At 68.7% G+C, this 21848-nt stretch carries 26 protein-coding genes, 1 pseudogene and 1 riboswitch; of the genes and pseudogenes, 15 read left to right on the forward strand and 12 right to left on the reverse strand.

What is annotated here, in order from left to right; all coding sequences use genetic code 11:
- Window positions 1-28 precede the first annotated feature (28 nt).
- Window positions 29-685: a peptide-methionine (S)-S-oxide reductase MsrA gene (msrA, locus tag D0T12_RS20215; protein WP_117401217.1), complete on the forward strand. Its 657-nt coding sequence runs from the start codon at window positions 29-31 to the stop codon at window positions 683-685.
- A 405-nt stretch (window positions 686-1090) separates the two neighbouring features.
- On the opposite strand, the gene D0T12_RS20220 is transcribed toward msrA, so the two are convergent.
- Both D0T12_RS20220 and D0T12_RS20225 read right to left on the reverse strand, forming a co-directional pair.
- The gene (locus D0T12_RS20220; RefSeq protein WP_117401218.1) at window positions 1091-1456 is read right to left on the reverse strand and encodes a hypothetical protein; all 366 of its coding nucleotides are present in this window, start codon (window positions 1454-1456) and stop codon (window positions 1091-1093) included.
- Window positions 1446-1844: a hypothetical protein gene (locus D0T12_RS20225; protein ID WP_158581547.1), complete on the reverse strand. Its 399-nt coding sequence runs from the start codon at window positions 1842-1844 to the stop codon at window positions 1446-1448. The genes D0T12_RS20220 and D0T12_RS20225 overlap by 11 nt, the downstream gene beginning before the upstream one ends.
- A 173-nt stretch (window positions 1845-2017) precedes the next feature.
- Here D0T12_RS20225 and D0T12_RS37045 point away from each other — a divergent pair, with 173 nt between their 5' ends.
- The 5 genes and pseudogenes from D0T12_RS37045 to D0T12_RS20245 all read left to right on the forward strand — a co-directional run bounded on the left by D0T12_RS37045 (window position 2018) and on the right by D0T12_RS20245 (window position 3655).
- Window positions 2018-2497, forward strand: a complete 480-nt coding sequence (locus D0T12_RS37045; protein WP_158581549.1) for a Scr1 family TA system antitoxin-like transcriptional regulator — start codon at window positions 2018-2020, stop codon at window positions 2495-2497.
- A 22-nt stretch (window positions 2498-2519) separates the two neighbouring features.
- Window positions 2520-2822: pseudogene (locus tag D0T12_RS37050) on the forward strand (Scr1 family TA system antitoxin-like transcriptional regulator); the annotation flags it as partial.
- Window positions 2819-3010, forward strand: coding sequence for a DUF397 domain-containing protein (locus tag D0T12_RS20235; RefSeq protein ID WP_117401221.1), 192 nt, complete (start codon window positions 2819-2821; stop codon window positions 3008-3010). The pseudogene D0T12_RS37050 and the gene D0T12_RS20235, both read left to right, overlap by 4 nt.
- Before the next feature lie 226 nt (window positions 3011-3236).
- Window positions 3237-3431, forward strand: coding sequence for a DUF397 domain-containing protein (locus tag D0T12_RS20240; RefSeq protein ID WP_117401222.1), 195 nt, complete (start codon window positions 3237-3239; stop codon window positions 3429-3431).
- Between the two features lie 38 nt (window positions 3432-3469).
- Window positions 3470-3655 carry a DUF397 domain-containing protein gene (locus D0T12_RS20245; protein WP_117401584.1) on the forward strand — a complete coding sequence of 62 codons (186 nt, stop codon included), beginning with the start codon at window positions 3470-3472 and terminating at the stop codon, window positions 3653-3655.
- 235 nt (window positions 3656-3890) lie between these two features.
- On the opposite strand, the gene D0T12_RS20250 is transcribed toward D0T12_RS20245, so the two are convergent.
- A complete protein-coding gene (locus D0T12_RS20250) occupies window positions 3891-4397 on the reverse strand; it encodes a pyridoxamine 5'-phosphate oxidase family protein (RefSeq protein ID WP_117401223.1) in 507 nt (168 codons plus the stop codon).
- 93 nt (window positions 4398-4490) lie between these two features.
- Between D0T12_RS20250 and D0T12_RS20255 the strand changes: the two genes are divergently transcribed.
- Entirely contained in the window at window positions 4491-5252 is a 762-nt protein-coding gene (locus D0T12_RS20255) for a methylenetetrahydrofolate reductase (protein WP_117401224.1), read from the forward strand.
- Here D0T12_RS20255 and D0T12_RS20260 read toward each other — a convergent pair.
- Complete coding sequence (locus D0T12_RS20260; RefSeq protein ID WP_117401585.1) at window positions 5249-5860, reverse strand: response regulator transcription factor; 612 nt, start codon at window positions 5858-5860, stop codon at window positions 5249-5251. The two genes, D0T12_RS20255 and D0T12_RS20260, sit on opposite strands and share 4 nt — an antisense overlap.
- Window positions 5857-6945, reverse strand: a complete 1089-nt coding sequence (locus D0T12_RS20265) for a sensor histidine kinase (protein ID WP_117401225.1) — start codon at window positions 6943-6945, stop codon at window positions 5857-5859. Before D0T12_RS20265 ends, D0T12_RS20260 begins: the two co-directional genes overlap by 4 nt.
- A gap of 163 nt (window positions 6946-7108) precedes the next feature.
- Between D0T12_RS20265 and D0T12_RS20270 the strand changes: the two genes are divergently transcribed.
- The 3 genes from D0T12_RS20270 (at window position 7109) to D0T12_RS20280 (ending at window position 9941) form a co-directional block, all read left to right on the forward strand.
- Window positions 7109-8395 carry a tannase/feruloyl esterase family alpha/beta hydrolase gene (locus D0T12_RS20270; protein ID WP_117401586.1) on the forward strand — a complete coding sequence of 429 codons (1287 nt, stop codon included), beginning with the start codon at window positions 7109-7111 and terminating at the stop codon, window positions 8393-8395.
- A 450-nt stretch (window positions 8396-8845) separates the two neighbouring features.
- Complete coding sequence (locus D0T12_RS20275) at window positions 8846-9241, forward strand: VOC family protein (RefSeq protein WP_117401587.1); 396 nt, start codon at window positions 8846-8848, stop codon at window positions 9239-9241.
- 82 nt (window positions 9242-9323) lie between these two features.
- On the forward strand, window positions 9324-9941 hold the full coding sequence (locus D0T12_RS20280) for a TetR/AcrR family transcriptional regulator (RefSeq protein WP_117401226.1): 618 nt from the start codon (window positions 9324-9326) through the stop codon (window positions 9939-9941).
- On the opposite strand, the gene D0T12_RS20285 is transcribed toward D0T12_RS20280, so the two are convergent.
- Genes D0T12_RS20285 through pdhA form a run of 3 tightly spaced genes read right to left on the reverse strand, consistent with a single transcriptional unit; the run spans window position 9928 to window position 13294 of the window.
- Window positions 9928-11181, reverse strand: coding sequence for a dihydrolipoamide acetyltransferase family protein (locus tag D0T12_RS20285; protein WP_117401227.1), 1254 nt, complete (start codon window positions 11179-11181; stop codon window positions 9928-9930). The two genes, D0T12_RS20280 and D0T12_RS20285, sit on opposite strands and share 14 nt — an antisense overlap.
- Window positions 11178-12191 carry an alpha-ketoacid dehydrogenase subunit beta gene (locus D0T12_RS20290; protein ID WP_117401228.1) on the reverse strand — a complete coding sequence of 338 codons (1014 nt, stop codon included), beginning with the start codon at window positions 12189-12191 and terminating at the stop codon, window positions 11178-11180. Before D0T12_RS20290 ends, D0T12_RS20285 begins: the two co-directional genes overlap by 4 nt.
- Window positions 12188-13294: a pyruvate dehydrogenase (acetyl-transferring) E1 component subunit alpha gene (pdhA, locus tag D0T12_RS20295; protein ID WP_117401229.1), complete on the reverse strand. Its 1107-nt coding sequence runs from the start codon at window positions 13292-13294 to the stop codon at window positions 12188-12190. Before pdhA ends, D0T12_RS20290 begins: the two co-directional genes overlap by 4 nt.
- 108 nt (window positions 13295-13402) lie before the next feature.
- Between pdhA and D0T12_RS20300 the strand changes: the two genes are divergently transcribed.
- Both D0T12_RS20300 and D0T12_RS20305 read left to right on the forward strand, forming a co-directional pair.
- Window positions 13403-13924, forward strand: coding sequence for an Lrp/AsnC family transcriptional regulator (locus tag D0T12_RS20300; RefSeq protein ID WP_117401230.1), 522 nt, complete (start codon window positions 13403-13405; stop codon window positions 13922-13924).
- A gap of 118 nt (window positions 13925-14042) precedes the next feature.
- Window positions 14043-15554 carry an MDR family MFS transporter gene (locus D0T12_RS20305; protein ID WP_117401231.1) on the forward strand — a complete coding sequence of 504 codons (1512 nt, stop codon included), beginning with the start codon at window positions 14043-14045 and terminating at the stop codon, window positions 15552-15554.
- Window positions 15555-15763: 209 nt separating this feature from the next.
- On the opposite strand, the gene D0T12_RS20310 is transcribed toward D0T12_RS20305, so the two are convergent.
- The 4 genes from D0T12_RS20310 to D0T12_RS20325 all read right to left on the reverse strand — a co-directional run bounded on the left by D0T12_RS20310 (window position 15764) and on the right by D0T12_RS20325 (window position 19669).
- Entirely contained in the window at window positions 15764-16774 is a 1011-nt protein-coding gene (locus tag D0T12_RS20310) for an ArsR/SmtB family transcription factor (RefSeq protein ID WP_117401232.1), read from the reverse strand.
- Between the two features lie 118 nt (window positions 16775-16892).
- Window positions 16893-17555, reverse strand: a complete 663-nt coding sequence (locus tag D0T12_RS20315; RefSeq protein ID WP_147339561.1) for a hypothetical protein — start codon at window positions 17553-17555, stop codon at window positions 16893-16895.
- Between the two features lie 100 nt (window positions 17556-17655).
- Window positions 17656-18429 (reverse strand): methyltransferase domain-containing protein, encoded by a 774-nt coding sequence (locus D0T12_RS20320; RefSeq protein WP_117401234.1) that lies wholly within the window; start codon window positions 18427-18429, stop codon window positions 17656-17658.
- A gap of 34 nt (window positions 18430-18463) precedes the next feature.
- Window positions 18464-19669 (reverse strand): erythromycin esterase family protein, encoded by a 1206-nt coding sequence (locus tag D0T12_RS20325; protein WP_117401235.1) that lies wholly within the window; start codon window positions 19667-19669, stop codon window positions 18464-18466.
- Window positions 19670-19808: 139 nt separating this feature from the next.
- On the opposite strand from D0T12_RS20325, the gene D0T12_RS20330 reads away from it, so the two are divergent.
- The 3 genes from D0T12_RS20330 to D0T12_RS20340 are packed head-to-tail and all read left to right on the forward strand — an operon-like array spanning window position 19809 to window position 21620.
- Window positions 19809-20123, forward strand: coding sequence for an ArsR/SmtB family transcription factor (locus D0T12_RS20330; RefSeq protein WP_117401236.1), 315 nt, complete (start codon window positions 19809-19811; stop codon window positions 20121-20123).
- Complete coding sequence (gene arsB, locus D0T12_RS20335) at window positions 20120-21196, forward strand: ACR3 family arsenite efflux transporter (RefSeq protein ID WP_117401237.1); 1077 nt, start codon at window positions 20120-20122, stop codon at window positions 21194-21196. Before D0T12_RS20330 ends, arsB begins: the two co-directional genes overlap by 4 nt.
- A complete protein-coding gene (locus D0T12_RS20340; protein ID WP_117401238.1) occupies window positions 21189-21620 on the forward strand; it encodes an arsenate reductase ArsC in 432 nt (143 codons plus the stop codon). The genes arsB and D0T12_RS20340 overlap by 8 nt, the downstream gene beginning before the upstream one ends.
- 2 nt (window positions 21621-21622) lie before the next feature.
- Window positions 21623-21818: riboswitch (cobalamin riboswitch) on the forward strand.
- The last annotated feature ends 30 nt before the right edge of the window (window positions 21819-21848 follow it).

Raw genomic sequence — 21848 nt, forward strand, 5'->3', positions numbered from 1 at the left:
GACTCCGTCCGCGAGCTAACCTGAAAGCATGTTCGGCTTCGCGAAGACCCAGATGGTCCCCCCGGAGAAGGCCCTCTCCGGCAGGGACCAGCCCCTCCCGGTACCGCCGCGCCACGAGGTCCTCGACGCCCCGCTGGCCCCGCCCTTCCCGGACGGCACGGAGATCGCCGAGTTCGCCCTCGGCTGTTTCTGGGGCGCCGAACGCAAGTTCTGGCAGACCCCGGGCGTCGTCTCCACCGCCGTGGGCTACGAGGGCGGCTACACGCCCAACCCCACCTACGAAGAGGTGTGCAGCGGCCGAACCGGCCACACCGAAACCGTCCGCGTCGTCTACGACCCCACCAGGGTCACCTACGAAGAGCTGCTCCGCGTGTTCTGGGAAGCCCACAACCCCACCCAGGGCATGCGCCAGGGCAACGACATCGGCACCCAGTACCGCTCAGCCGTCTTCTACCGCACCGACGCCCAACAGAAGTCCGCCGAAGCCTCCCGAGACGCCTACCAGGCTGTTCTTACGAAGGCAGGCCACGGCCCCATCACCACCGAAATCACCGAGGCCACCGACTTCTACTACGCCGAGGACTACCACCAGCAGTACCTCTCGGACACCAAAAACCCGAACGGCTACTGCGGCCTAGGCGGCACCGGCCTCTCCTGCCCCGTAGGCGTGGCCCGCGCCGAGTAACAACCGATCAATCGCGCCTCGCCCCGTCTGAGCCCTCCACCCAGACGAAGACCCCGGTACTTCTATGCAGAGCTGACGACGTCGGCCGCTCCCGGGGGCCTCTGCTTCGCGTCCGGCTCCTCCGCCTGGTGGAAGGGGGACACCGGGCCAAGGGCTGACAAAGATGGACAGGGTCACACGGACGGCCCCCGGGAGCGCCAAAGATCCCGGAGGCCGTCCTGCTGTCCGGGTGACCTCACCCGTACGGCCCACCCCACCTACTACGGGGGTCACGCGCCGGACAGCGGCCCGTCCACGCGCGTGAAGCTGCGAGACCTACACACGCGGGTCGGGACGAATGGATGCCCCGGGACTCGGATCGGGGGAGCTGAGTCCCGGGCGCTCACGCGAGGGGACGTTGGGGGATTACGTCCGCCGCATGAGGTCTCGGAAGCCAGGCGGAGACTTCGGGGCCGTTTCGGTTTCGTCCAGTGTGTCCCGCATGATCTCGGACGCCAGCGCCCGCAGCCGGTTCGCGGTGTCCGGAAGGTAGCCCCGCGTCAACAGGAGTGAACGCATGACCGGGTGCACCACATCGCACGCTGTTCTCAGGGCCTCACTGGCGCGCGTCTCCGCCGTCGCGGCCAGCAACCCCCGGGCCTCGTCTTCGGCGATCGCGAGAACGACATGCCCCAGCCTCATGGGCATCCGCTCTTGACGCCACGCCTGCTCGTACGCGGCGACCGCCAGGGGCACGAACGCCTCTGGACGCGCGGTCAGTTCACCGGTCACGACCCGGCCCTCCCACCAGGAGTTCAACGACTGCGCGCGCCGCGTAGGGGAGCCGATTCACGTCGGCGATCCAACGCGTGTTCTCGCCCCAGCCGGTCACGAACCGGTAGTACGCACAACCGACCAACAGGGACCCGCGCCCGTCCAGCCGTGCGACGCGCAACGCCGGGTACCCTCGATCCTCCGTGAGGACGGCTGCGAGCCGCCTATCCGGAGTCAGAATTTCCTGCAATTCTCTGAGCGCCGCCAGCCGCTCAGAATGCACCGGCGAAAGCACCTGAAGGATATCCGGCATCGCGGATGCATCCGGCACATCGGGCACATCCGGAATACGACGCGCGGTGTGCGGTCGCATCCCCTCACGGACATTCGGCTCCTGCCATGCCATTCCGGCCTGTGTCGTTTGAGCCTGCACCGGTTCTCGGCCGGAGTGCCTTCCATACATGCTCATGCCCGATCCCAACTCCCAGGGCAGAAGTTTGTATCTCGGACCACAAGAATGCGCTCTTCGGGTGTAGGTTCTCTACGTTCGCGGAACACCGGAAACGTGCGGAGCGAAACATGCCAGAACCCGAAGCGCTCGACCCGGACAGATCATTATGGGACTACATCGCCGTTGAACTGCGCAGACTGCGCGAGGCGCGCGGGCTGTCAGGAAACAAGCTCGCCGAGCGACTCGGATGCGATCGTTCGTACGTTTCCCGAGTAGAAAACGGACGGCTGCGCCTCTCTCCCGGCTACGCCCAGAAGCTGGATGCCCTCTGGGGGGCAACTTTTGCCCGGCGCGTCCGTTTGGCGGAGGCAAGTGACGACGGTGACTGGTTCACGGGGCTCACGGAGCACGAGGAACGGTCGACACGGCACCGTATCTGGGCCGCGCTGCTGGTCCCCGGCCTCCTTCAAACTCCGGACTACGCGCGAGCCATGCTGGCTACCGGAATGGTCTCCGGTGTAGAGGAGGCGCTGGAGCAGCGGCTGGCGCGACAGGCGGTCGTGTGGCATCGGGCCGAACCACCGCTAATGAGCGTCATATTGAACTGACCGTACTCGCGCAACCCGTGGGGGCTCGGACGTCATGCGCGCACAGCTCTCGCACCTGGCGGAACTCGCAGATGCGCCTAACGTCTCCATACGCGTCTTGGAAGGGGCCAGCGAAGCACATAATGGGCTGGACGGGTCGTTCCGACTACTGGCCGCGGGAGACAGGGAAGTCGCGTTCACAGACGCCCCCGAAAGGGGGCGACTGGTGACCATCCCAACGGAAGTGATGAAGTACGCAGTACGCTACGACCGACTAGGCGACGTAGCGGCACCTGTCGGCACGTCGCGAACCATCCTCGAAGAGAGCATGGAGACCTACCAATGACCGAGTGGCGTAAGTCGTCGCACAGCGGCTCTACTGCGCAGTCGGACTGTGTGGAGATGGCGGCCCTCCCCCGCGCGGTCGGCATCCGCGACAGCAAGAATCCGGATGGGCCGAGGTTCGCTCTCCCAACGTCCGCCGCGCGTGCGTTCCTGACCCGGATCAAGTGCGGGGACCTGGACAAGCTCTAATCGCAAGTCATGGCCCCGTTCCGGCAATGTCCTGGGACGGGGCCTCGCACGCGCAACGCGCGGTGGCCGTCAACGGTCGCGTGCTGCGGTGGGCGAGCCCGACCATCCCCCGGCGGACTCCCTGTCCAGATGTGGCCCTCGGTGTCGGATGTACCGAATAAGCGACACGCGCGGAGGGAATCGGCTCAATGCGGGCCATCCTCGAAGAAGCTCTGGAGACCTACCGATGATTGCTTGGCGTAAGGCGTCGCGTAGCAACACGTCCGGCGGTGACTGTGTGGAGGTTGCGCGGCGTCCAGGAAGCATCGGAGTACGGGACAGCAAGGACCCGAACGGCCCCAAGATCGCACTTCCCGCGGTGCGCTTCCATGAACTTGTGAACTCGATCAAGCGCGGGAGTCTGGACACGCACTCTCTGTAGGTGACTTCGAGAGGTGATCGAGGAGCATGGCAGTGATCATGTGGAGGAAGTCCAGCCGTAGCGCCAACTCTGGGGACTCGGGTTGTGTGGAAGTTGCGGCACTCGCCCGTGACATCGGCGTGCGTGACTCCAAGGACCCCCACGGTGCCCGCGTCGCGCTCCCTGCCCCGAAGTTCCGCGACCTCGTGACCGCAATCAAACGCGGCCAGCACGGCATGCCCTAGTAGGCAGGCAACGCCCCGATCAGCACGTATGGTCGGGGCTTTTGTGCGTATCGGTGCGGGGCTGCCTCGGGTGGCGCGGTGCGGTACGTGCGGGCCGTCTACTGTCCCGCCCTGCAGTCGTGGGCCCGACCACGCACCCGGCCTCCGCGGCGCAGATACCCAACTACCGTCCGCAACGCGAGTGTCGTTGGGGAACTTGTGCTTCGCGCGGGTTGGTCGTCGACGACTGGGATGCTCAGTCGAAGTTGTAGGTGGTTTGGGTGTAGGGGCTCTTGGTGAAGGTGAGGATTCTGGTTGGGTGTACGGCGAAGACCAGGGCGGTGGCGGAGGCTTCGTGGGAGAAGCCGGTGTCGGTGGCCTGGAATTGCCATTGGCCGTCCCACTTTGTCGCCCATGCGGTGGCTAGGCGTTCGAGGGTGGGGCGGTCGGTGATGCGGTGGGCCTTGCCTTCGACCATGACGTCCAGGCCTGTGTTCCAGGTGTTGCAGCCCGTGGTCAGGACTACGTGGGGATTTGTGGTCAGGTTGTGCGCCTTTTGTTCGGCGGGGCCGGTGCAGAAGTGGAGAGCGTCGTCTAGCCAGACGGCCACCAGGGGGGTGACGTGGGGGTGTCCGTTTGCGCGGACTGTTGTGATCCAGAAGAGTTGCGCGTTTTCTAGGGTTTCGCGGGTGGTCGGCCAAGGGGTGGCTTGTGTGTCAGGGTCGCTGAACCGGGAGTCCAGGGTGGGGATCGGGTCGGGCATGACACTCCTGAGTGAGATGTGAGTCGGCTGTCTGTGCCACGTTTCCTTGGTTGAGGGCGGACGGCAACGGACACGCCGGGGTAGGGTCGGGGGATGGGATTTGAGGTGGTGTGTGAGGTTGAGCCGCCCACGCGGCCGGATTTGACGCGGGTGCGGCATCAGATCGGGGTGTTGAGTCCGGTGGCGGACTCGTTTCTCATTCCGGACAACCACATTGGGCGGGCGACCGTGTCGAGTGTGGCGGTGGCGCATGAGGTGCAGGCGATGGGGGCGCGGGGGATCGCTTGTCTGAACTCGCGTGATCGTAATCTGCTGGGGTTTCGTCGGGATCTGTTGACGGCTGCCGCTTATGGGGTTGAGCGGTTTCTGTTTGTATATGGGGATAAGCCGTCTGTGGGGGGACGGACCAGTGAGTTGACCGTTCGGGCGATGATGGATGAGGCTCGGGACGCTGTTTTTCCTGGGTGTGAGCCCTTTCAGGTCGGGGTGGCGGCCGGGCTGCGGAAGGTGCCGGAGTGGAAGCGGGCGGCCGACTTCATGTTCGTGCAGGTCAGTTATTCGGTGGAGAAGCTGCTGCGGTGGCGGGAGAGTGTTGGGGTGGACGGGCCCGTGTACGCGGGTGTGATGGTGTTGGCCAGTGCGGGCATGGCCCGGAGACTGGCGGGGGCCATTCCTGATATCGAGATTCCCGAGGAGCTCGTCGACGCCGTCGAACGGGATCGGGCTGCGGGGGTCGCGGCGGCCTGTGAGCAGGTGCTCGCCATTCGGGACAGCGGCGCGTTCGATGGGGTGCATCTGGTGCCGGTCAGCCGGTATCGGGAGGTCGCCGCTGTTTTGGAACGGGAACTGGCTTAGAGGAGGTTCTGGTCGCGGGCGTAGAGGGCGGCCTGGGTGCGGTCGCGTAGGCCCAGGCGTTGCAGGATGCGGGAGATGTGGTTCTTGACCGTGCCTTCGCTGAGGTAGAGGCGTGCGGCGATCTCCTTGTTCGTGGCGCCTCCGGCGATCAGGCGCAGTACCTCCGTTTCGCGGGGGGTGAGGACGCCCGGGTCGGGGAGGGCGGCGGTCAGGCGGCGGGTGATCGTGGAGTCGAGTTGGGTGATGCCGGAGGCGGCCAGGCGGGCGGCGGCGGCGAGTTCGGCGGCCGGGAGGTTCTTGAGGAGGTAGCCCGCCGCTCCGGCCCGCATGGCCTGGACGACGTACTCGTCGTCGTCGAACGTGGTGAGTATGACGACCTTGCACGACGGGTGTCGGGCGAGGATCTGCGCGGTGGCGGTGACGCCGTCCATGCCGGGCATGCGGACGTCCATCAGGACGACGTCGGCGGACGCGGACGCGTCGACGGCGGTGGCACCGTCCGCGGCGGTGCCGATCACCTCGATGCCGGGTTGGATGCCGAGGAGCGAGGCGATGCCCTCGCGGACGAGTTCCTGGTCGTCCACGACGAGGACGCGGACGGGCCTCACCACGGCACCCGGATCGAGATCGTCGTCCCGGCGGGGGTGCTCGCCAGGTCGAAGTGGCCGTCCAGGACTTCGATGCGTTCGCGCATGCCGCGCAGGCCGAACCCTTCGCGCAGGTCGAAGCCTCGGCCGTCGTCGGTGACGGTGAGGCTCGCACCCGATTCGTCGTAGGACAGGGACAGGCGGACGTTGGTGGCGCCGGAGTGGCGGCACGCGTTGGTGAGGGCCTCCTGCGCGGCGCGATACAGCGCGTGGAGGGGGGTCAACGGGCGGCCGTCCTCGTCGCCGGTCACGTCCAGGCTGATGGTGAGGCGGTCGTCGTTGAGGTGGTCGATCAGTTCGGTGAGGGTGTCGGTGAGGCGGAACGGGCGTCGTCCGAGTGCCCGGACCGAATGTCTGACCTCGGTCAGGGCCCGGTCCGCCGACCAGCGGGCGCTGCCGACGGCGTTCCGGGCGCTGGCGGGGTCGAGGTCGGCGAACGCGGTGGCCTTCTCCAGCTGGACGGCGATCGCGGTGAGGTGGTGGCCGAGGCTGTCGTGGATCTCGCGGGCGAGCCGGTTGCGTTCCTGGGCGGCCGACAGCGTCTCGACCTCGCGCAGGGTCGCTTCGAGGCGGACGCGGGCCTCCCGTTCGCGGACGGCGACCGCCGCCATCGTGATCGCCAGGACGACGCCGAGCGCGAACATCACGACGTCGGACACGCGCTCCGCATTGGTCTGCCAGTTCGGGATGTTGAGGGTGAAGAGCAGCGGCAGCGCCGCGACGCAGCCCGTGCCGAGGACGATCGCGGTGCGGGGGCCGAAGGTGAAGTACGCGGTGAACGGCACGAGGACGATGAGGGCGCGCGAGATGCCGGAGTCGTCCAGCGTGTTGACGGCGATGTAGAGGGCGACCTGGACGAGGAGGAGGGCGGGCGCCGGGATGTGTCTTTCCAGGAAGTCGAGGCCGATGAGGACGAGCAGGAGGGCGGAGAAGCCCGCGAGGCGGAGTGACGGGCCGTCGTCCACGAGGGCGTAGTACCCGCCGCCGACCAGTACCGCCAGGCAGAGGAGGGGCGACACCCACGGCACCGGGCGCGTCGAGGACATGGACGGAGGCTACGCGGGGATCGGACGGCCCGGCCACCGGCGCGGCGAAATCCGGCCGAAGGTCATGTGCCGTTCGGAGGGGGCGAGTCCGGCCGTTTCGCACTTACCCGCGAAAGACGGCGCTCATTACGGTGCGTGAATTCCCTCACGAAAGGTGTTCGACATGGTGCGTGCCCTGATGCTCGTTCCCGTTCTGTTGGCGTCCCTGGCCGCTCCTGCCTCGGCGGCGGATACGGGATGTGGGGAGCGAGGGCTGCGGGTCCCCGGCGCCGCGCGGTCCGACGCCGTGTGCCTGCCCGATCTGACGACGGCCGGGACGGTTCGGGGCGGGCACACGGATCCGGCCGACTGGGCGGGGTTGGAGGCCCCCGGGACGGTCAATCCGTCCGGTGTTCCCGGAATCCAGATCGACGGCTATTTCCCTGACTCGTCCAGGAGTAATGCCACGCACGGGTGGAATCACGACTCGCAGTTCGTCATCCGGCTGCCACGGCGTTGGAACGGCGGGCTGGTCGTCAGCGGGCCGCCCGGCGTCCGGGAGCAGTACGCCAACGACCGGATCATCGGCGACCACGTCCTGGCCAGGGGATACGCGTTCGCGGCGACGGACAAGGGCAACACCGGGCCCACCATCTACAAGGACGGGCGCCGACCCGGTGACGCCATCCAGGAATGGCACTGGCGGATGGCCCAGTTGACGCGGGCGGCCAAGCGCGTCGCGGCGCAGAGGTATGGTCGTCCGCCGCGCCACACGTACGTCGCGGGGCTGTCCGCCGGGGGTTACCTCGTCCGGGGCCAGCTCGAACGATTCCCGTCGCTGTACAGCGGAGGCGTCGACTGGAACGCGTTGTTCTTCGCGGCCGAGGGGCCGAGCCTGCTCACGACATTGCCTCCGGCGCTGCGCGCCTATCCGCGGTATGCGGCGGGCGTGCCGGGGGCGCGTGAGGAGATGCTCGCCGCCGGATATCCGGCGGGATCGGAGCCGCTCTGGGACTACCACCACAAGAACCTTTGGGACTTCTTGCAGCGGATCGTCCGGGAGGAGTTGGACCCGTCCTATGACGGTGCCGGTGAGGCGGGAACACCGTTCTGCAAGGAGGGTTCGGGCGGGGGGTGCGACACCGACTACCGCCTTGAGGCGCGTCCAGGGGAGGTGCACGCGGCCGTTCGCCGGGTTTCGTTGACCGGGCGGATCTCTCGTCCGCTCATCAGCGTTCAAGGCACGCTCGACGTTCTGACGCCGAGCAGCGAGTACGGCGACGTATACGCCGGAATGGTCCGGAAGGCGGGACGGGAGAGGCTGCACCGCTACTACCGCGTGCCCGGCGGCACCCACACCGATGGGCTGAGCGGCGCGTTCCCCGGGCTCGTCCGGCCGATGCAGTCCGACTTCCTGACCGCGTTCGACCGGCTCGTCGCGTGGACACAGCGGGGTGTCCGTCCGGCGTGAGCGCGTGAAACGGCGCGGGTCTTCCCCGACCGGGAAGGCCCCGCCGGAGGGCCCCGTCGAAGGGTCGTGGAAGACGCCGCGAAGGAAACGGTCAGTACGGCAGGAGGCGGCCAGATGGGGTCCGAAGGTCGGGTGGGCTCGGTTGACGCGGGGGTCTGGGGCGCTTGATGAGCTGCTGCCGTGCCATGTTGATCATCTCCCCTCGCCGGGCCCGGATGTAACCCGGCGATTCGAGCCGATGTCGCCGCCGCACTAGGTAGGACGCGCTCACCGTGTGCGAGGTTCGCTGAGCTTATGCGACAACCTCTGCCTTTTCGACCGATTTTGAAGCCATGATCGTCGCGTTGCGTGGCCGGACGGCCGCACAGGGGGTCTGGTCAGGGCGGACCCGGGCGAAGCGGTCAGGAATCGAGAAGCGGCCGGAACAGGCCGGTCCCTAGCGTGAACCTCATGAACGAGAAACTGAAGGTGAGCGCCATCATGCTCGGCGTCACGGACGTGGCCCGGGCCAAGAAGTTCTACGCGGAGGGGCTGGGCTGCGAGATCGCCCAGGACCACGGCGACTACGTCAAATGCGACCTGGGCGACGGGTCCTCGTCGCTGGTCCTCTACCGGTGGGAGGCGGCGGCGCAGGACGCGGGCGTCCCGGCGGAGGGGTCGGGGTTCCGCGGCTGCTCGTACCACTTCGTCGCCGACTCCAGGGAGACGGTGGACGAGGTCATCCGCGCCGCGGTGGCCGCCGGCGGCGCCGTCGTCAAGGAGGCGGCGGCGGTCGAGTGGGGCGGGTACTCCGGCTACTTCAGCGACCCCGACGGCCATCTCTGGAAGGTCGCCACCGCCGCCTGACCGTCGGCCCGCCCGCCGGGCAACCTACCGGCCGTTCGGTCAGAGAGAGCGGCGGCGCTGCGATAATGGCGCCGTGAGCAATGTGCGCGACGGGCGGGCGACCCGGCGGGGGCGGCCCGGGTACGACAGGGAGTCGCTGCTGCGCGTCGCCGTCAAGGTGTTCAACGAACGCGGCTACGACGGCACCAGTATGGACGAGCTCGCCAAGCGCCTCGGCATCAGCAAGTCGGCGATCTACTACCACGTGTCCGGAAAGGACGAGCTGCTCAGGCTCGCCGTCGACCGCGCGCTCGACAGGCTGTTCGCCGCCGCCGACGAGGCCGCGGGCGTGGAGGGTCGCGCGATCGACCGGCTGGAACACCTGGTCAGGGCCAGCGTCGCCGTCCTCGTCGCGGAGCAGCCGTTCGTCACCCTGCTGTTGCGGGTGCGCGGCAACACCGCGGTGGAGAAGCGGGCGCTGGCCCGCCGCCGGGAGTTCGACCGGCTGGTGGCCGGGCTGGTCGAGCAGGCCGAGGCGGACGGCGACATCCGCCCCGACATCGACCCGGTGATCACGGCCCGGCTGCTGTTCGGCCTGGTCAACTCGTTGATCGAGTGGTACAGGCCGCGGCGCGGCGGAGCGGGCGCTGACGACATCGCCGACGCGCTGTGCAAGGTCGCGTTCGACGGGCTGCGCCGCCGGTCCGCTACAGGTGGGTGACGAGCGTCTCGGGACGCTCCACACAGTCGGCGACGAATCGGAGGAACCCTCCGGCGACGGCGCCGTCACAGACCCGGTGGTCGAAGGTGAACGACAACTGGGTCACCTTCCGCGACCGGACCTTGCCCTTGTGCGTCCAGGGCCGGTCGGCGATCCGGCCGACGCCGAGCATCGCGGCCTCCGGATGGTTGATGATCGGGGTGGAGCCGTCCACGCCGAACACGCCGTAGTTGTTGAGCGTGAACGTGCCGCCGGTGAGGTCGTCCGGTGACAGCCCGCCGTCGCGGGCCGCGGCGGTCAGCCGCTTCAGCTCGGCGGCGAGTTCCGCCAATGTCAGGCGGTGCGCGTCGCGGACGACCGGCACCATGAGACCCCGGTCGGTCTGCGCCGCGAACCCGAGATGGACCTGCGGCACCTGGACGATCTCGTGGCGTTCGACGTCCACGTGGGCGTTGAGCTCGGGGAAGCGGCGGAGGCCCGCCACGCAGATCCGGGCGAACAGGGCCAGCATCCCGACGGCCGCGTCCGGGTCGGTGCGCTGGATGTTCCTCTTGAGTTTCAGCAGGCGGGTGGCGTCCGCGTCGACCCAGGTGGTCGCGTCCGGGATCTCGCGGCGGCTGCGGGCCACCCTGTCCGCCGTCGTCCGCCGCACCCCCTTGAGCGGGATGCGCACCACGTCCGCGCCGTCCCGTGGGGAGGCCGTGGCGGCCTCCTTCTCAATGGCCTTCTCGACGTCCTTGCGGAGGATGACGCCACCCGGGCCGCTCGGGGTGAGCGCGGCGAGGTCGACACCGTGATCCTTGGCCAGACGGCGCACCACGGGGGAGATGACGCGCGGGGTCCCTACCCGTGGAGTCTCCGGGCGTGGGGGTGTCTGGGGACGGGCGGCGGCGCGTCGGGAGCGGCGGGTCGTGCTCGTTCCGTAGCCGACGAGGACGTTGCCGGAGCCGGCCCGTTCCTCTTCCCGGTACCGTTCGGCCGCCTCCGTCCCGGCGGTCTTCCGGGCGGTCACCGCGATGAGGGGCGCGCCCACGTCCATGACCGTCCCCGCGTCGCCGTACAGCCGTGTCACGGTTCCGGCGATCGGGACGGGCACCTCCACGGCCGCCTTCGCGGTCTCCACCTCGACGACGGCCTGGTCGACGGTCACGACGTCCCCGACCGACACCTTCCATTCGACGATCTCCGCCTCGGTGAGCCCCTCACCCAGGTCCGGCAGCCGAAAGATCGTTTCGCTCATGCGGCACCGTCCCGGACGTCGAGGTACCGGGTGTCGGGACGGTCGTCGCGCTGGAGCCGGTCGAGGGCGTCGAGGACGCGGTCGACGTCCGGCAGATGGTGGTGCTCCAGCATCGGCGGCGGGTACGGGACGTCGAAACCCGTCACGCGCAGCACCGGCGCCAGCAGGTTGTGGAAACAGCGTTCCTGGACGCGGGCGGCGATCTCCGCGCCGACCCCGGCGAAGCCCGCGGACTCGGCGACGACGACGCAGCGTCCGGTGCGGCGCACGGACTCGGCGACGGTCGCGTCGTCGAACGGGACGATCGTCCGCAGGTCGATGACCTCCAGGTCCCAGCCCTCGGCCGTGGCGGCGTCGGCGGCCTCCAGCGCGACCGGCACGCCCGGCCCGTACGCGACGACCGTCGCGTCGGTGCCGGGGCGGCGTACGGCGGCGCGGCCGAACGGTTCCGTGCGTTCCAACCGCTCGATGTCCGCCTTCGACCAGTACAGCTTCTTCGGTTCCATGAACACGACCGGGTCGGGGTCGTCGATCGCCTCCAGCAGGAGCGAGTACGCGTCCTCGACCGTCGCTGGAGTGACGACTTTCAGGCCGGGCGTGTGGGCGTAGTAGGCCTCGCTGGAATCGCTGTGATGCTCGACGCCGCCGATCCCGCCCGCGTAGGGGATGCGGATGACGAGGGGCAGTTCGATCCGTCCGCGCGTGCGGTTGCGCATCTTCGCCACATGCGAGGCGATCTGCTCGAAGGCCGGGTAGGCGAACGCGTCGAACTGCATCTCCACGACGGGCCGGTAACCGCCCATCGCCATTCCCACGGCGAACCCCACGATGCCGGATTCGGCGAGCGGGGTGTCGAAGCAGCGGTCGTCCCCGAATTTCGCGGCGAGCCCGTCCGTGACGCGGAACACGCCACCGAGCGCGCCGACGTCCTCGCCGAACACCAGGACGCGTTCGTCGCCGTCCATGGCGTCCTGGAGTGCCGTGTTGAGGGCCTGCGCCATTGTGGTCATGACAGCGCCTCCGGGGTGGACGTGGTCTCGAGTTCCGCGCGGAGCAGCGCCCGCTGCTCGTCGAGTTGCGGTGTCGGTGTGCCGTAGACGTGGTCGAACAGCCCCAGCGGGACGAGTTCGGGATCGGCGTTCATGCGGGTTCTGAGGCTCTCGGCGAACTCCTCGGCCTCGGCGGAGAACGCGGCGACGTCGGTGTCGGTGAGGTGGCCGCGACGCCGCAGATAGGCCTCCAACCGCGCGATCGGGTCGCGCCGCCGCCATTCCTCGGCCTCCGCCTCCGTGCGGTAACGGGACGGGTCGTCGGCGTTCGTGTGCGGTTCCAGCCGATAGGTCTGCGCCTCGACGAGGAACGGCCCGTTCCCCTCCCGGGCGTGCTCGACGGCCGCCGTCAGAACGGCCAGGACGGCGACCGGGTCGTTGCCGTCCACCCGCTCGGAACGGACCCCGTATCCGATTCCCTTGTGGGCCAGTGAGGGCGCGGCGGTCTGGCGTTCCAGCGGCACCGAAATGGCGTACCGGTTGTTCTGGACGAGAACGACCACCGGCGCCTTGAACACGGCGGCGAAATTGAGCGCCTCGTGGAAGTCGCCCTCGCTGGTGCCGCCGTCGCCGACGCACACCAACGCGACCCGTCCGGTCCCCTTGCGGCGCTCCGCGTACGCGAGGCCCGCAGCGTGCAGGGCCTGGGTCGCGAGCGGTGTGCACTGCGGCGCCGTGTGATGGCGCCGGGGATCGTATCCGCAGTGTGAGTCGCCCCTGAGGAGGGAGAGCACCTCGACCGGGTCGATGCCGCGCGTGACCAGCGCGACCGACTCCCGGTAGGTGGGGAAGAACCAGTCGTTCTCGTCGAGGACGAGTGCAGAGCCGACCTGGCAGGCCTCCTGCCCGCGGCTGGACGGGTAGACGGCCAGGCGACCCTGTTTGGTCAGCGCGGTCGCCTGCGCGTCGAACCGCCGTCCGACCACCATCGCCCGGTAGGCCCGGCGCAGGAGTTCAGGGTCTGGCGTCGGATAGTTCGTCCGTCCGCGCGCCGCCGCACCGCTGTCGGTCAGGAACCGCACGGGCTCCGCCGAGGGGAGCAGCGTCTCCGTCCGACCGGCCATCGACCCCACCTCCGAACTCCATCGATGCTAGAAATATGAACCGGACGGAACATAAGTCTCAAGACGCCGCCGCAATTTGGGACACTTGGCCGAACTCAGGGAGGGCGGATGGACCAATCGTCTTCCGGGGGACCGTTGCCGCCCGGTCCCGCCGGACGAACGCCGCCGCCGCTCGACGACATCGACCGCGCGATCCTCCGCGAACTCGCCGCCGACGGCCGCCTGTCCATGCGGGCGCTCGCCGAACGGGTCAACGTGTCGCGCTCCAACGCCTACACGCGTGTCGAGCGGCTGATCGCCGACGACGTCATCACCGGTTTCGCCGCCCGCGTGAACCCGGCCCGGGTGGGGCTCGGCACCGCCGCCTACGTTCTGATCAACATCGAGCAGAACTCGTGGCGCAACGTGTCGGCCCAGCTCCGGAAGATCCCCGGCATCGAGCACATGGCGTTCGTCGGCGGCGATGTCGATCTGATCATGCTGCTGCGCACGCCCGACAACGCCTCGCTCCGCGACATCGTCCTGTCCCGCATCCACACGGTGGAGGGCGTCCGCTCCACCCGCACCTGGCTGATCTTCGACGAGACCCCGCCGGTCCCCGACGACGACGGCCCCGCCGCGACCCCGTAGACGACGGCACGCCGTCCGCGGCGACGTATCGATCGAGGTTGCCGCCCGATTGACCAAAATCTGGCCGAAATCTGGCGTTGACCGATGAGTTCTCGCCGCGGCGCGGGTCTACCCCGGCATGAAGAGCTCACCCGAACCCGCCGCCCCCAAGCAGCGCGCCCGCCATGGCGCCCCGTCCGGCCCAACCTCCCAGACCCGCAAGACCCCCGCCGTGGTCCGGCTGCTGGTGCTCGCGACGTTCGTGGTCATCCTCAACGAGACCATCATGATCAACGCGATTCCGCGGTTGATGACGGACCTGGAGATCACCGAGCAGGCCGCGCAGTGGCTGTCGACGGCGTTCATGCTCGCCATGGCCGCCGTGATTCCGGTGACCGGTTGGTTCCTGCAGCGGGTCACCACGCGCCGCGCCTACGCCATCGCGATGGGCGTGTTCCTCGGCGGCACCACCCTCGCCACGGTCGCGCCGGTCTTCGAAGTGCTGCTGGCCGCGCGGATCGTCCAGGCGGCCGGCACCGCGGTGATGATGCCACTGCTGATGACGACCCTGATGACCGTCGTCCCGGAGGAGGACCGTGGCCGGGTGATGGGCAACGTCACCATGGCGATCTCCGTCGCCCCGGCGATGGGCCCGGCGATCTCCGGGGTGATCCTGCAACTCGGCTCGTGGCGGCTGCTGTTCGCGGCGGTCCTGCCGATCGCGGGGCTGATCACCTGGCGCGGCATGGCGAAGCTGGAGAACGTCGGCGAGCCGCGGCTCAGCACCATCGACTGGTTCAGCGTCGGCGCCGCGGCCTTCGGGTTCGGTTCCCTGGTGTACGGGCTGAGCCGCTTCGGTGAGGGCGGCGCTACCGCTCCCACGCTGATCGTCCTGGTCGGTCTGGCCACCATCGCGATCTTCGTCGTCCGTCAGCTCCGGCTCCAGCGCCGCGGCACGCCCTTGCTCGACCTGCGCATCCTCCGTCACCCGACCTACACGCTGTCGCTGGTGCTGATGTCGCTGGGCTTCATGGCGATGATGGGCTCGATGATCCTCCTGCCGCTCTACCTGCAGAACCTCCGCGATCTCACCCCGCTGGAGACCGGCCTGCTGGTGATGCCCGGCGGGCTCGCGATGGGCCTGATCGGACCGTCCATCGGACGGCTCTTCGACCGCTTCGGCGCCCGCAAGCTGATCATCCCCGGCTCCGTGGCCATCGTGCTCGCCCTGGCAGGCCTCACCCGGATCTCCTCGGCGATGCCGTACTGGCAGATCCTCGGCCTGCACGCCGTGCTGATGGTCGCGCTGGCCGCGACGTTCACCCCGGTGTTCACGCTCGGCATGGGCGCGCTGCCCGCCGACCTGTACTCCCATGGCAGCTCGATGCTGGGCACCCTCCAGCAGGTCGCCTCGGCCCTCGGCACCGCCCTGGTCGTGACCCTGATGGCGGGACGCGCGGAGAGCCGGATCGCGGACGGCGCCGCGGCGGCCGTCGCCCAACTCGACGGGATGCGGCTGGCGTTCGTCGTCATCACCGCGCTGTCCGTCGTGACGATCGGCATCGCGTTCCTGCTGCCGAAGCGTCCGAAGCCCGCCGAAACGCCGGACGCCGCCACCGCGGACGACCCGGAGCTCGAACCGGTCTGCTGACCGTCCCCCGGGCGCCGACGGCCACGGTCCCGATCACCTGATCGGGACCGTGGCCGTCTCATCGGCATCGAACGGGCGAACGACACTCCAGGAGTGTGAAATTCGAACGTCCGTGCCCCCGCATATGCCTCATCGAAACCGGCGATTGCGCGATTCCGGTTTTACCGACAGCACAATCCTGACCGGTCGCACCTGCCGCGACAATCCTTTCAACGCTCGCTAAAAGGATGCTCGACCGTCGTCAGGGGTGTGCTGGAAGGCCCGATGCCGCCATCGGCGAGAAGCGCGTCACCGGTCGTTGTCGTCGTGTGCAGGACGGCCTTTCCGACCCGTCGCGTGACGATGAGGCCCGCGTCTCGAAGCACGGCGGCCTGCTGGCTGGCCACCGAGATCGAGACACCGGCCCGGCGGGCCAGCCCACCGGTCGTGACCGGCCCGGCGGCCACCGCGCGCAACACCGCCGCCCTGGTCCGGCCCAGCAGTGTGGCGAGCGCGTCCCCGTCCGCGGCCCGATCGGTCAGCGACGCGGGAGAGGTGCCGGGCACGTCGGCGACGGGAACGAACAGCCACAACTCCGGAGCCTCGCCTTCTCCCTCGGGATAGTCGAGCATCGGAGCGGGCAGCGGGCGGCAGAACATCGAAGGGATCACGACCATCCCGCGGCCGCCCAGACGGAACTCACGCGCGTGCGGGCTCGGCATCTCCAGAACCGGAGGACGCCACCGCACGCTGGGGTGCAGACTCGCCAGCAGACGCTCGACGCCGAAGTCCGCCAGCGCCCTGCCGTGCCTGCCGCGTTCGGTGTTCAGGCACGCCCGGATCTGCGGCCAGTACGGCGCCACCGTCGCCCGGTGGGCTCCGCGGACGGCCGTTCCGAGCAGGTCGATCCATTCCCGGTCGGCCGCGGCGACGTGGCGCGTCCAGCCGGGCAGCGGCGTCACCGCGGCTGCATGGGCGACCTCGGCGGACAGGCGCTCCACCGTACGGCCGCGCAACGTCTCCACCGCACCGTCGACGGATCCGGTGAGCCCGCACAGGGTGAACAGGTCGAACGCCAATTTTCCAGGTGGCAGCAACGGCGCGAGCAGGGAAACCTCCTGGCTCCCCGAAATTCGGGCCCGGACGTCGACACGCCACTGACGGAACATTCCACGCTCGCCGCGCTGTTGCAGAAATCGGAGCGCGAACAGCGCCTCCGTCACCGGATCCGCCGTCGCCACCCGGACTCGCGCGAGATCTTCAAAGGTAAAATGGAAACGTACCGTCGCCACGCTTCTCACCCCGGCCGTCGTGCCAGCGACCAATACGCTACAACACTTCGATCGGCCGCCCTGAAGATCAGCCGGATCGGCCCGACGGGGTCAGTTCGTGGCTGACCAGGTAATGGACGACGGGCATGACCACGATCGACGTCGCCACCACGGCCGCCAGGACGCTGCTTCGCAGCCACAGCGGTTCCAGCAGGGCCGCGGCCCCTCCGATTCCGGCGGCGACCAGATAAAGGACGAACGCCACCGCGATCGCGGCCAGAACGCAGCCGTGCCGCCGCAGAGTGGGATCGAGGTCCTTGTAAAGGCCCTGGGCCCCGTCGATCTCGATCCGGTTCTTCGCCAGTTCTCCCATGCGGTCGGCGGCCATCCACCGGGCCACGCCGAGGCCCGTCGTCGCCAACCCCGCTCCGGCCCCGACCGCGGCGACCAGACGGGACCACCGTCTCTCGCGACCGAGCCACCGCGCGGCCAGCGCACCGGCGATCACGGCGCACACCTGGCCCACCTCGCTACCGGAGGTGTAGGCGAGGACGGCCGCGCCGCGCCATGCCGCCAGCCGCTGCCGGTCGTCCTGCGGGTCGGTAACGAAATCGAGCCCGAGATCGACACTGAATTCGAACAGGAGGACGGCCGAGAATCCGGTGACCAGAAGCAGGCACCCGTACGCGACTCCCAATGCGACATTGCTTCGCACGGCGGGTGACGACTGAACCGGCTTCAGGCTGGTCATCCACGCAGCCTACTCGCCGACGAAGCATTTGCGATCTTCATGGCGAGAACAGTGACCGGCGGGAGACCACGCCTTTTCGCAGCGTGGTCTCCGTCCGGTTTCACCGGCGCGTGGCGGCGGTCATGAACAGTGGAAGGGCGAAGAACAGCCGTCCGTTCTGGGCGCGGTCACGTTGTTCGTCGATCCAGGTTTCGGCCTCCGCGTCACTGATCGCTCCGGCCGCGTGCGCCTTTCCGGCGAGGTCGACCAGTACGGGCAGCATCGTCTCGTCGGTGAAGACCGCCGTGTGGACCTCGACGGTGATGTCGGTGAAGCCCGCGTCCAGCAGAAGGTTGCGGGAGCGGCGGACGACGCGAGGACTCACGACCTGGTCGGCACGGGCGTGCACGATGGTGCGCGTGAGCGCCGCGTCGTCGGCGTCGATGACGAAGGTGTCCCAGTCCTGCCCGACCAGCACGATGCGTCCGCCGGGGGCGAGCACGCGTCGCGCCTCTTCGACCGCGCGGGCGGGGTCGTCCAGGACGTGGAACACCTTGTCGGCCCGGTAACCGTAGAGCTCTCCGTCGTCGAAGGGCAGCTCGTAGGCACCGGCGACACGGAAGTCCATGGTGGGCCAGCGCTTCCAGGCCACTCCGATCATCCGTTCGTTGGGGTCGACGCCGACCGCCCGCGCGCCCCGTGCCGCCATTTCCGTGACCGCGCGTCCGGCCCCGCAACCGACATCGACCACGGCCGCTCCGGGGGTGATCGCGAGCGCCTCGTAGGAACGTTCGCGCAGTTCGCTCGCCTGCGGCAGGGTGTCCGCGAGGTCGAGCAGGGCGATGAGCGCGTCGGTGGCGTCGACGGGACGGTCGGTCGTCTGGTTCGTGTCCATGCCCCCGATCGTGCGACTTCAAGTCGACTTGAAGTCAAGGGAGCCGCGTCCGGGCGTCCTTGACGAACACGATCCCGTCCTCGTGCGCCACGCGGGCCGGATCCAGCGGGAAGTAGCCGAACCAGGGGGACACGCGGGGAGCGGGCGTCGCGTCGCCGAAGACCTCCATCAGCCGGCGGGGGTCGACGACGTATCGATCCTCGGGGAGCGCGTAGAGGTGCCCCTCGATGGTGTCAGGCGGCGGAGCCCCCACCCCTCGGTGCCAGATCGTGCCCAGGGCCGTCGCCACGAAGGCGTACTCCTCACCGAGCCGGGCGCTGACGATCGCCCCGGCGCACCACCATTCATGCGGCTGACCGCTCATCTGCATCGAGCTCCGGTGCCGCTGGAGATGGAGGTTGTGGGCGCTCACCAAGGTCGGGCCCCGGTCGGCGAGGGCGAGCAGGTTGGCGGCCATCATCGAGTCCCGCCCCGCCAGCAGCTTCGCCATGCGGGTCGGCGACGTGTCCGCCATCCAGTGGTGGTAGCGCAGCAACCCGGTGGCGGTCCGTCCGTACATGCGCGCACGATCCCAGTCGTCCGGTGAGGACGTCGCGACGAGGAGCGGTGTCTGCGCGTCAAGCAGGGCGACCAGGTCATCGACGAGCAGCCGCAGCCGCTGGGCCTCGGCCGTCCGCCCCACGGACTGGGACGGCTCCATCATCGCGGCCGGATTCGTCCATTGGTCGTCGGCGCCGAGTAGCTCGTCGAGTGTTTGCGCTGTACAGGGCAGCAGGCCGCCGTCGACCCGTTCGGCGAGATACGCGTGAAGCGCCGTGACGGCCTGTCGTGGGCTCGCGGCGCCGGTGATCTCCAGCGGGCCGTCGAACCCGGCGAACCGCAGCCGCTCGGACGCGGGACGCTCCGCGTTGTACGCGCGCATCCAGCGCACCAGTTCGCGATTGCCCGGGAAGGCGCCCCACTCGTGGCTGAACCCGCGCGTCATGACGTCGTCGAGGTCACCGGCGCCCGAGCTGACGTGGTCGTCGACGACCAGGCCCATCATGCAGTCGCTCTCGATCGTGATCGTCCGGTAGCCCTCCCGCTCGACGAGTCGCCGGAAGAGGTCGTTGCGCGCTTCGAGCAGATCCTCCTCGCCGTGCGTGGGTTCCCCGAGCGCGAGCAGCCTAGGCCGAGCCGAAAGCAGCCCCATGACGGCAGCGGCGTCGACGACATGGACGGCGTTCTCAATGGCAGTCATACCTTAAACGCTAGCGTTGAAGGTACGAGGAATACTTTGTCGAGCAAACGCCAGGAAAGCCGGTCAGAACTCTCAAACACGAGTACATGTCGGTCGGCGTGGTCGCTTTCGGGTGGGCGGTCGGATAACGTATCAGCCTATGGTGATGTCAGTAGAGGCTGATGTGTTGAGGGTGCTGGCGGATCCGCTTCGGGCCAGGATCGTGACGTTGCTCGCCGAGGAGGCGTTGTGCACGTGTCACCTGGTCGAGGAGACCGGGGCCAGACAGACCAACGTCTCCAACCATCTGCGGGTGCTGCGGCACGCCGGGCTGGTGGAGGCCGAGCCGTCCGGGCGGTTCACCTACTACCGGCTCCGGCCGGACGCGCTGGACGCGGTCGCGGTGTGGCTCGGTGACCTCGCCGCCACGGCCCGTGCCGTCCAGGGCGAAGGTCGCAGGAGGCCCTGCACATGACCGCGCGGACCGGAGCCGAGACCGGGCTGGTCGGAAGGCTGTCCATGCTGGACCGGCTGCTGCCGGCCTGGATCATGGTGGCCATGGCCGCGGGGCTCGGACTCGGCCGCGCCGTGCCGGGGCTGGACGACGTTCTGTCCGCGGTCGAGGTCGGGGGAGTCTCGCTGCCGATCGCGGTCGGGCTGCTGGTCATGATGTACCCGGTCCTGGCCAAGGTTCGGTATGACCGGCTCGACACCGTTACGGGCGACCGGCGGCTGATGGTCTCGTCGCTGTTGCTCAACTGGGTCGTCGGGCCCGCGGTGATGTTCGCGTTGGCGTGGGTCTTCCTGCCCGACCTGCCGGAGTACCGGACCGGGCTGATCATTGTCGGGCTGGCCCGCTGTATCGCCATGGTCATCATCTGGAACGACCTGGCGTGCGGTGACCGGGAGGCCGCAGCCGTCCTCGTCGCGTTGAACTCCGTCTTCCAGGTCGTCGCGTTCGGTGCGCTGGGCTGGTTCTACCTCAAGGTGCTGCCGGGGTGGCTCGGCCTGGCCACTGACGACCTGCACCTGTCGACCGGCAAGATCGTGGTGAACGTGCTGGTATTCCTCGGGGTGCCGCTGGCAGCCGGGTACTTCACCCGCCGCGCCGGGGAGGGGGCGCGTGGTCGGGACTGGTACGAGAACCGGTTCCTGCCCCGCGTCGGTCCGGTCGCGTTGTACGGTCTGCTCTTCACCATCGTCGTACTGTTCGCCCTCCAGGGCGAAACGATTACCGACCGGCCCTATGACGTCGCCCGCATGGCGGTGCCGCTGCTGATGTATTTCGCGGTGATGTGGGGCGGAGCGTTCATCGTCGGTCGCGCCGTTCGGCTGGCCTACGCACGGACGGCGACGTTGGCGTTCACCGCCGCCGGAAACAATTTCGAACTCGCCATCGCCGTCGCCATCGGCACTTTCGGTGTCACCTCCGGCCAGGCCTTGGCGGGTGTGGTGGGGCCGCTCGTCGAAGTGCCCGTCCTGGTGGCCCTGGTGTACGTCTCCCTGTGGGTTCGCCGCCGTACGGAAGCGAGGACGATCGATGCCTGACAAGCCCAGTGTCCTGTTCGTCTGCGTCCACAACGCCGGACGTTCGCAGATGGCCTCCGCATACCTCACGCACCTCGCCGGGGAGAGCGTCGAGGTGCGTTCCGCGGGGTCGATGCCTGCCGAGCACGTCAATCCGGTGGTGGTCGAAGTAATGGCGGAAGAGGGGATCGACATCTCCGCCGAGACGCCCAAGGTGCTCACCGTGGACGCCGTCCAGGCGTCGGACGTGGTCATCACCATGGGGTGCGGCGATGTCTGTCCTGTCTTTCCCGGCAAGCGTTACCTGGACTGGCGGCTCGATGATCCGGCAGGACAGGGGGTGGACGCCGTCCGCCTCGTCCGCGACGAGATCCGTGCCCGGGTCGAAACCCTCGTCGCGGAACTCGCCGCCGGACGCCACGGCGGCGGACACCGGTACCTTTGAGGCGGCATGTACTGATGCGAGGTGCCCCTTGCGGGGAGAATCGGGAAGCCGGTGGAATTCCGGCACGGGCCCGCCGCGGTGACCGGGGAGCCGTCGTCCATGCGCGATATCGCGCGGTCACTGACCGTCAGGTCGGGAAGGCGGACGAATAGGCGTCGATCCGGAAGTCCGAAGACCGGCCTCGCTCCGGCGGCCACCGTTCACGGTGGCCCGACGCAGCGGGAGCCT

Source organism: Actinomadura spongiicola (assembly GCF_003432485.1).
GTDB lineage: Bacteria > Actinomycetota > Actinomycetes > Streptosporangiales > Streptosporangiaceae > Spirillospora > Spirillospora spongiicola.

Bases quoted from the DNA above. Each gene is read 5' to 3' on its own strand.
- D0T12_RS20300 (WP_117401230.1), top strand. From the start codon at position 13,403: ATGGACCAATCGTCTTCCGGGGGACCGTTGCCGCCCGGTCCCGCCGGA.
- D0T12_RS20255 (WP_117401224.1), top strand. From the start codon at position 4,491: ATGGGATTTGAGGTGGTGTGTGAGGTTGAGCCGCCCACGCGGCCGGAT.
- D0T12_RS20330 (WP_117401236.1), top strand. From the start codon at position 19,809: ATGGTGATGTCAGTAGAGGCTGATGTGTTGAGGGTGCTGGCGGATCCG.
- D0T12_RS20235 (WP_117401221.1), top strand. From the start codon at position 2,819: ATGACCGAGTGGCGTAAGTCGTCGCACAGCGGCTCTACTGCGCAGTCG.
- D0T12_RS20340 (WP_117401238.1), top strand. From the start codon at position 21,189: ATGCCTGACAAGCCCAGTGTCCTGTTCGTCTGCGTCCACAACGCCGGA.
- D0T12_RS20240 (WP_117401222.1), top strand. From the start codon at position 3,237: ATGATTGCTTGGCGTAAGGCGTCGCGTAGCAACACGTCCGGCGGTGAC.
- pdhA (WP_117401229.1), bottom strand. From the start codon at position 13,294: ATGGCCGGTCGGACGGAGACGCTGCTCCCCTCGGCGGAGCCCGTGCGG.
- D0T12_RS20250 (WP_117401223.1), bottom strand. From the start codon at position 4,397: ATGCCCGACCCGATCCCCACCCTGGACTCCCGGTTCAGCGACCCTGAC.
- D0T12_RS20245 (WP_117401584.1), top strand. From the start codon at position 3,470: ATGTGGAGGAAGTCCAGCCGTAGCGCCAACTCTGGGGACTCGGGTTGT.
- D0T12_RS20285 (WP_117401227.1), bottom strand. From the start codon at position 11,181: ATGAGCGAAACGATCTTTCGGCTGCCGGACCTGGGTGAGGGGCTCACC.
- D0T12_RS20315 (WP_147339561.1), bottom strand. From the start codon at position 17,555: ATGACCAGCCTGAAGCCGGTTCAGTCGTCACCCGCCGTGCGAAGCAAT.
- D0T12_RS20270 (WP_117401586.1), top strand. From the start codon at position 7,109: ATGGTGCGTGCCCTGATGCTCGTTCCCGTTCTGTTGGCGTCCCTGGCC.
- D0T12_RS20325 (WP_117401235.1), bottom strand. From the start codon at position 19,669: ATGACTGCCATTGAGAACGCCGTCCATGTCGTCGACGCCGCTGCCGTC.
- D0T12_RS37045 (WP_158581549.1), top strand. From the start codon at position 2,018: ATGCCAGAACCCGAAGCGCTCGACCCGGACAGATCATTATGGGACTAC.
- msrA (WP_117401217.1), top strand. From the start codon at position 29: ATGTTCGGCTTCGCGAAGACCCAGATGGTCCCCCCGGAGAAGGCCCTC.
- D0T12_RS20320 (WP_117401234.1), bottom strand. From the start codon at position 18,429: ATGGACACGAACCAGACGACCGACCGTCCCGTCGACGCCACCGACGCG.
- D0T12_RS20225 (WP_158581547.1), bottom strand. From the start codon at position 1,844: ATGGCATGGCAGGAGCCGAATGTCCGTGAGGGGATGCGACCGCACACC.
- D0T12_RS20265 (WP_117401225.1), bottom strand. From the start codon at position 6,945: ATGTCCTCGACGCGCCCGGTGCCGTGGGTGTCGCCCCTCCTCTGCCTG.
- arsB (WP_117401237.1), top strand. From the start codon at position 20,120: ATGACCGCGCGGACCGGAGCCGAGACCGGGCTGGTCGGAAGGCTGTCC.
- D0T12_RS20275 (WP_117401587.1), top strand. From the start codon at position 8,846: ATGAACGAGAAACTGAAGGTGAGCGCCATCATGCTCGGCGTCACGGAC.
- D0T12_RS20290 (WP_117401228.1), bottom strand. From the start codon at position 12,191: ATGACCACAATGGCGCAGGCCCTCAACACGGCACTCCAGGACGCCATG.
- D0T12_RS20305 (WP_117401231.1), top strand. From the start codon at position 14,043: ATGAAGAGCTCACCCGAACCCGCCGCCCCCAAGCAGCGCGCCCGCCAT.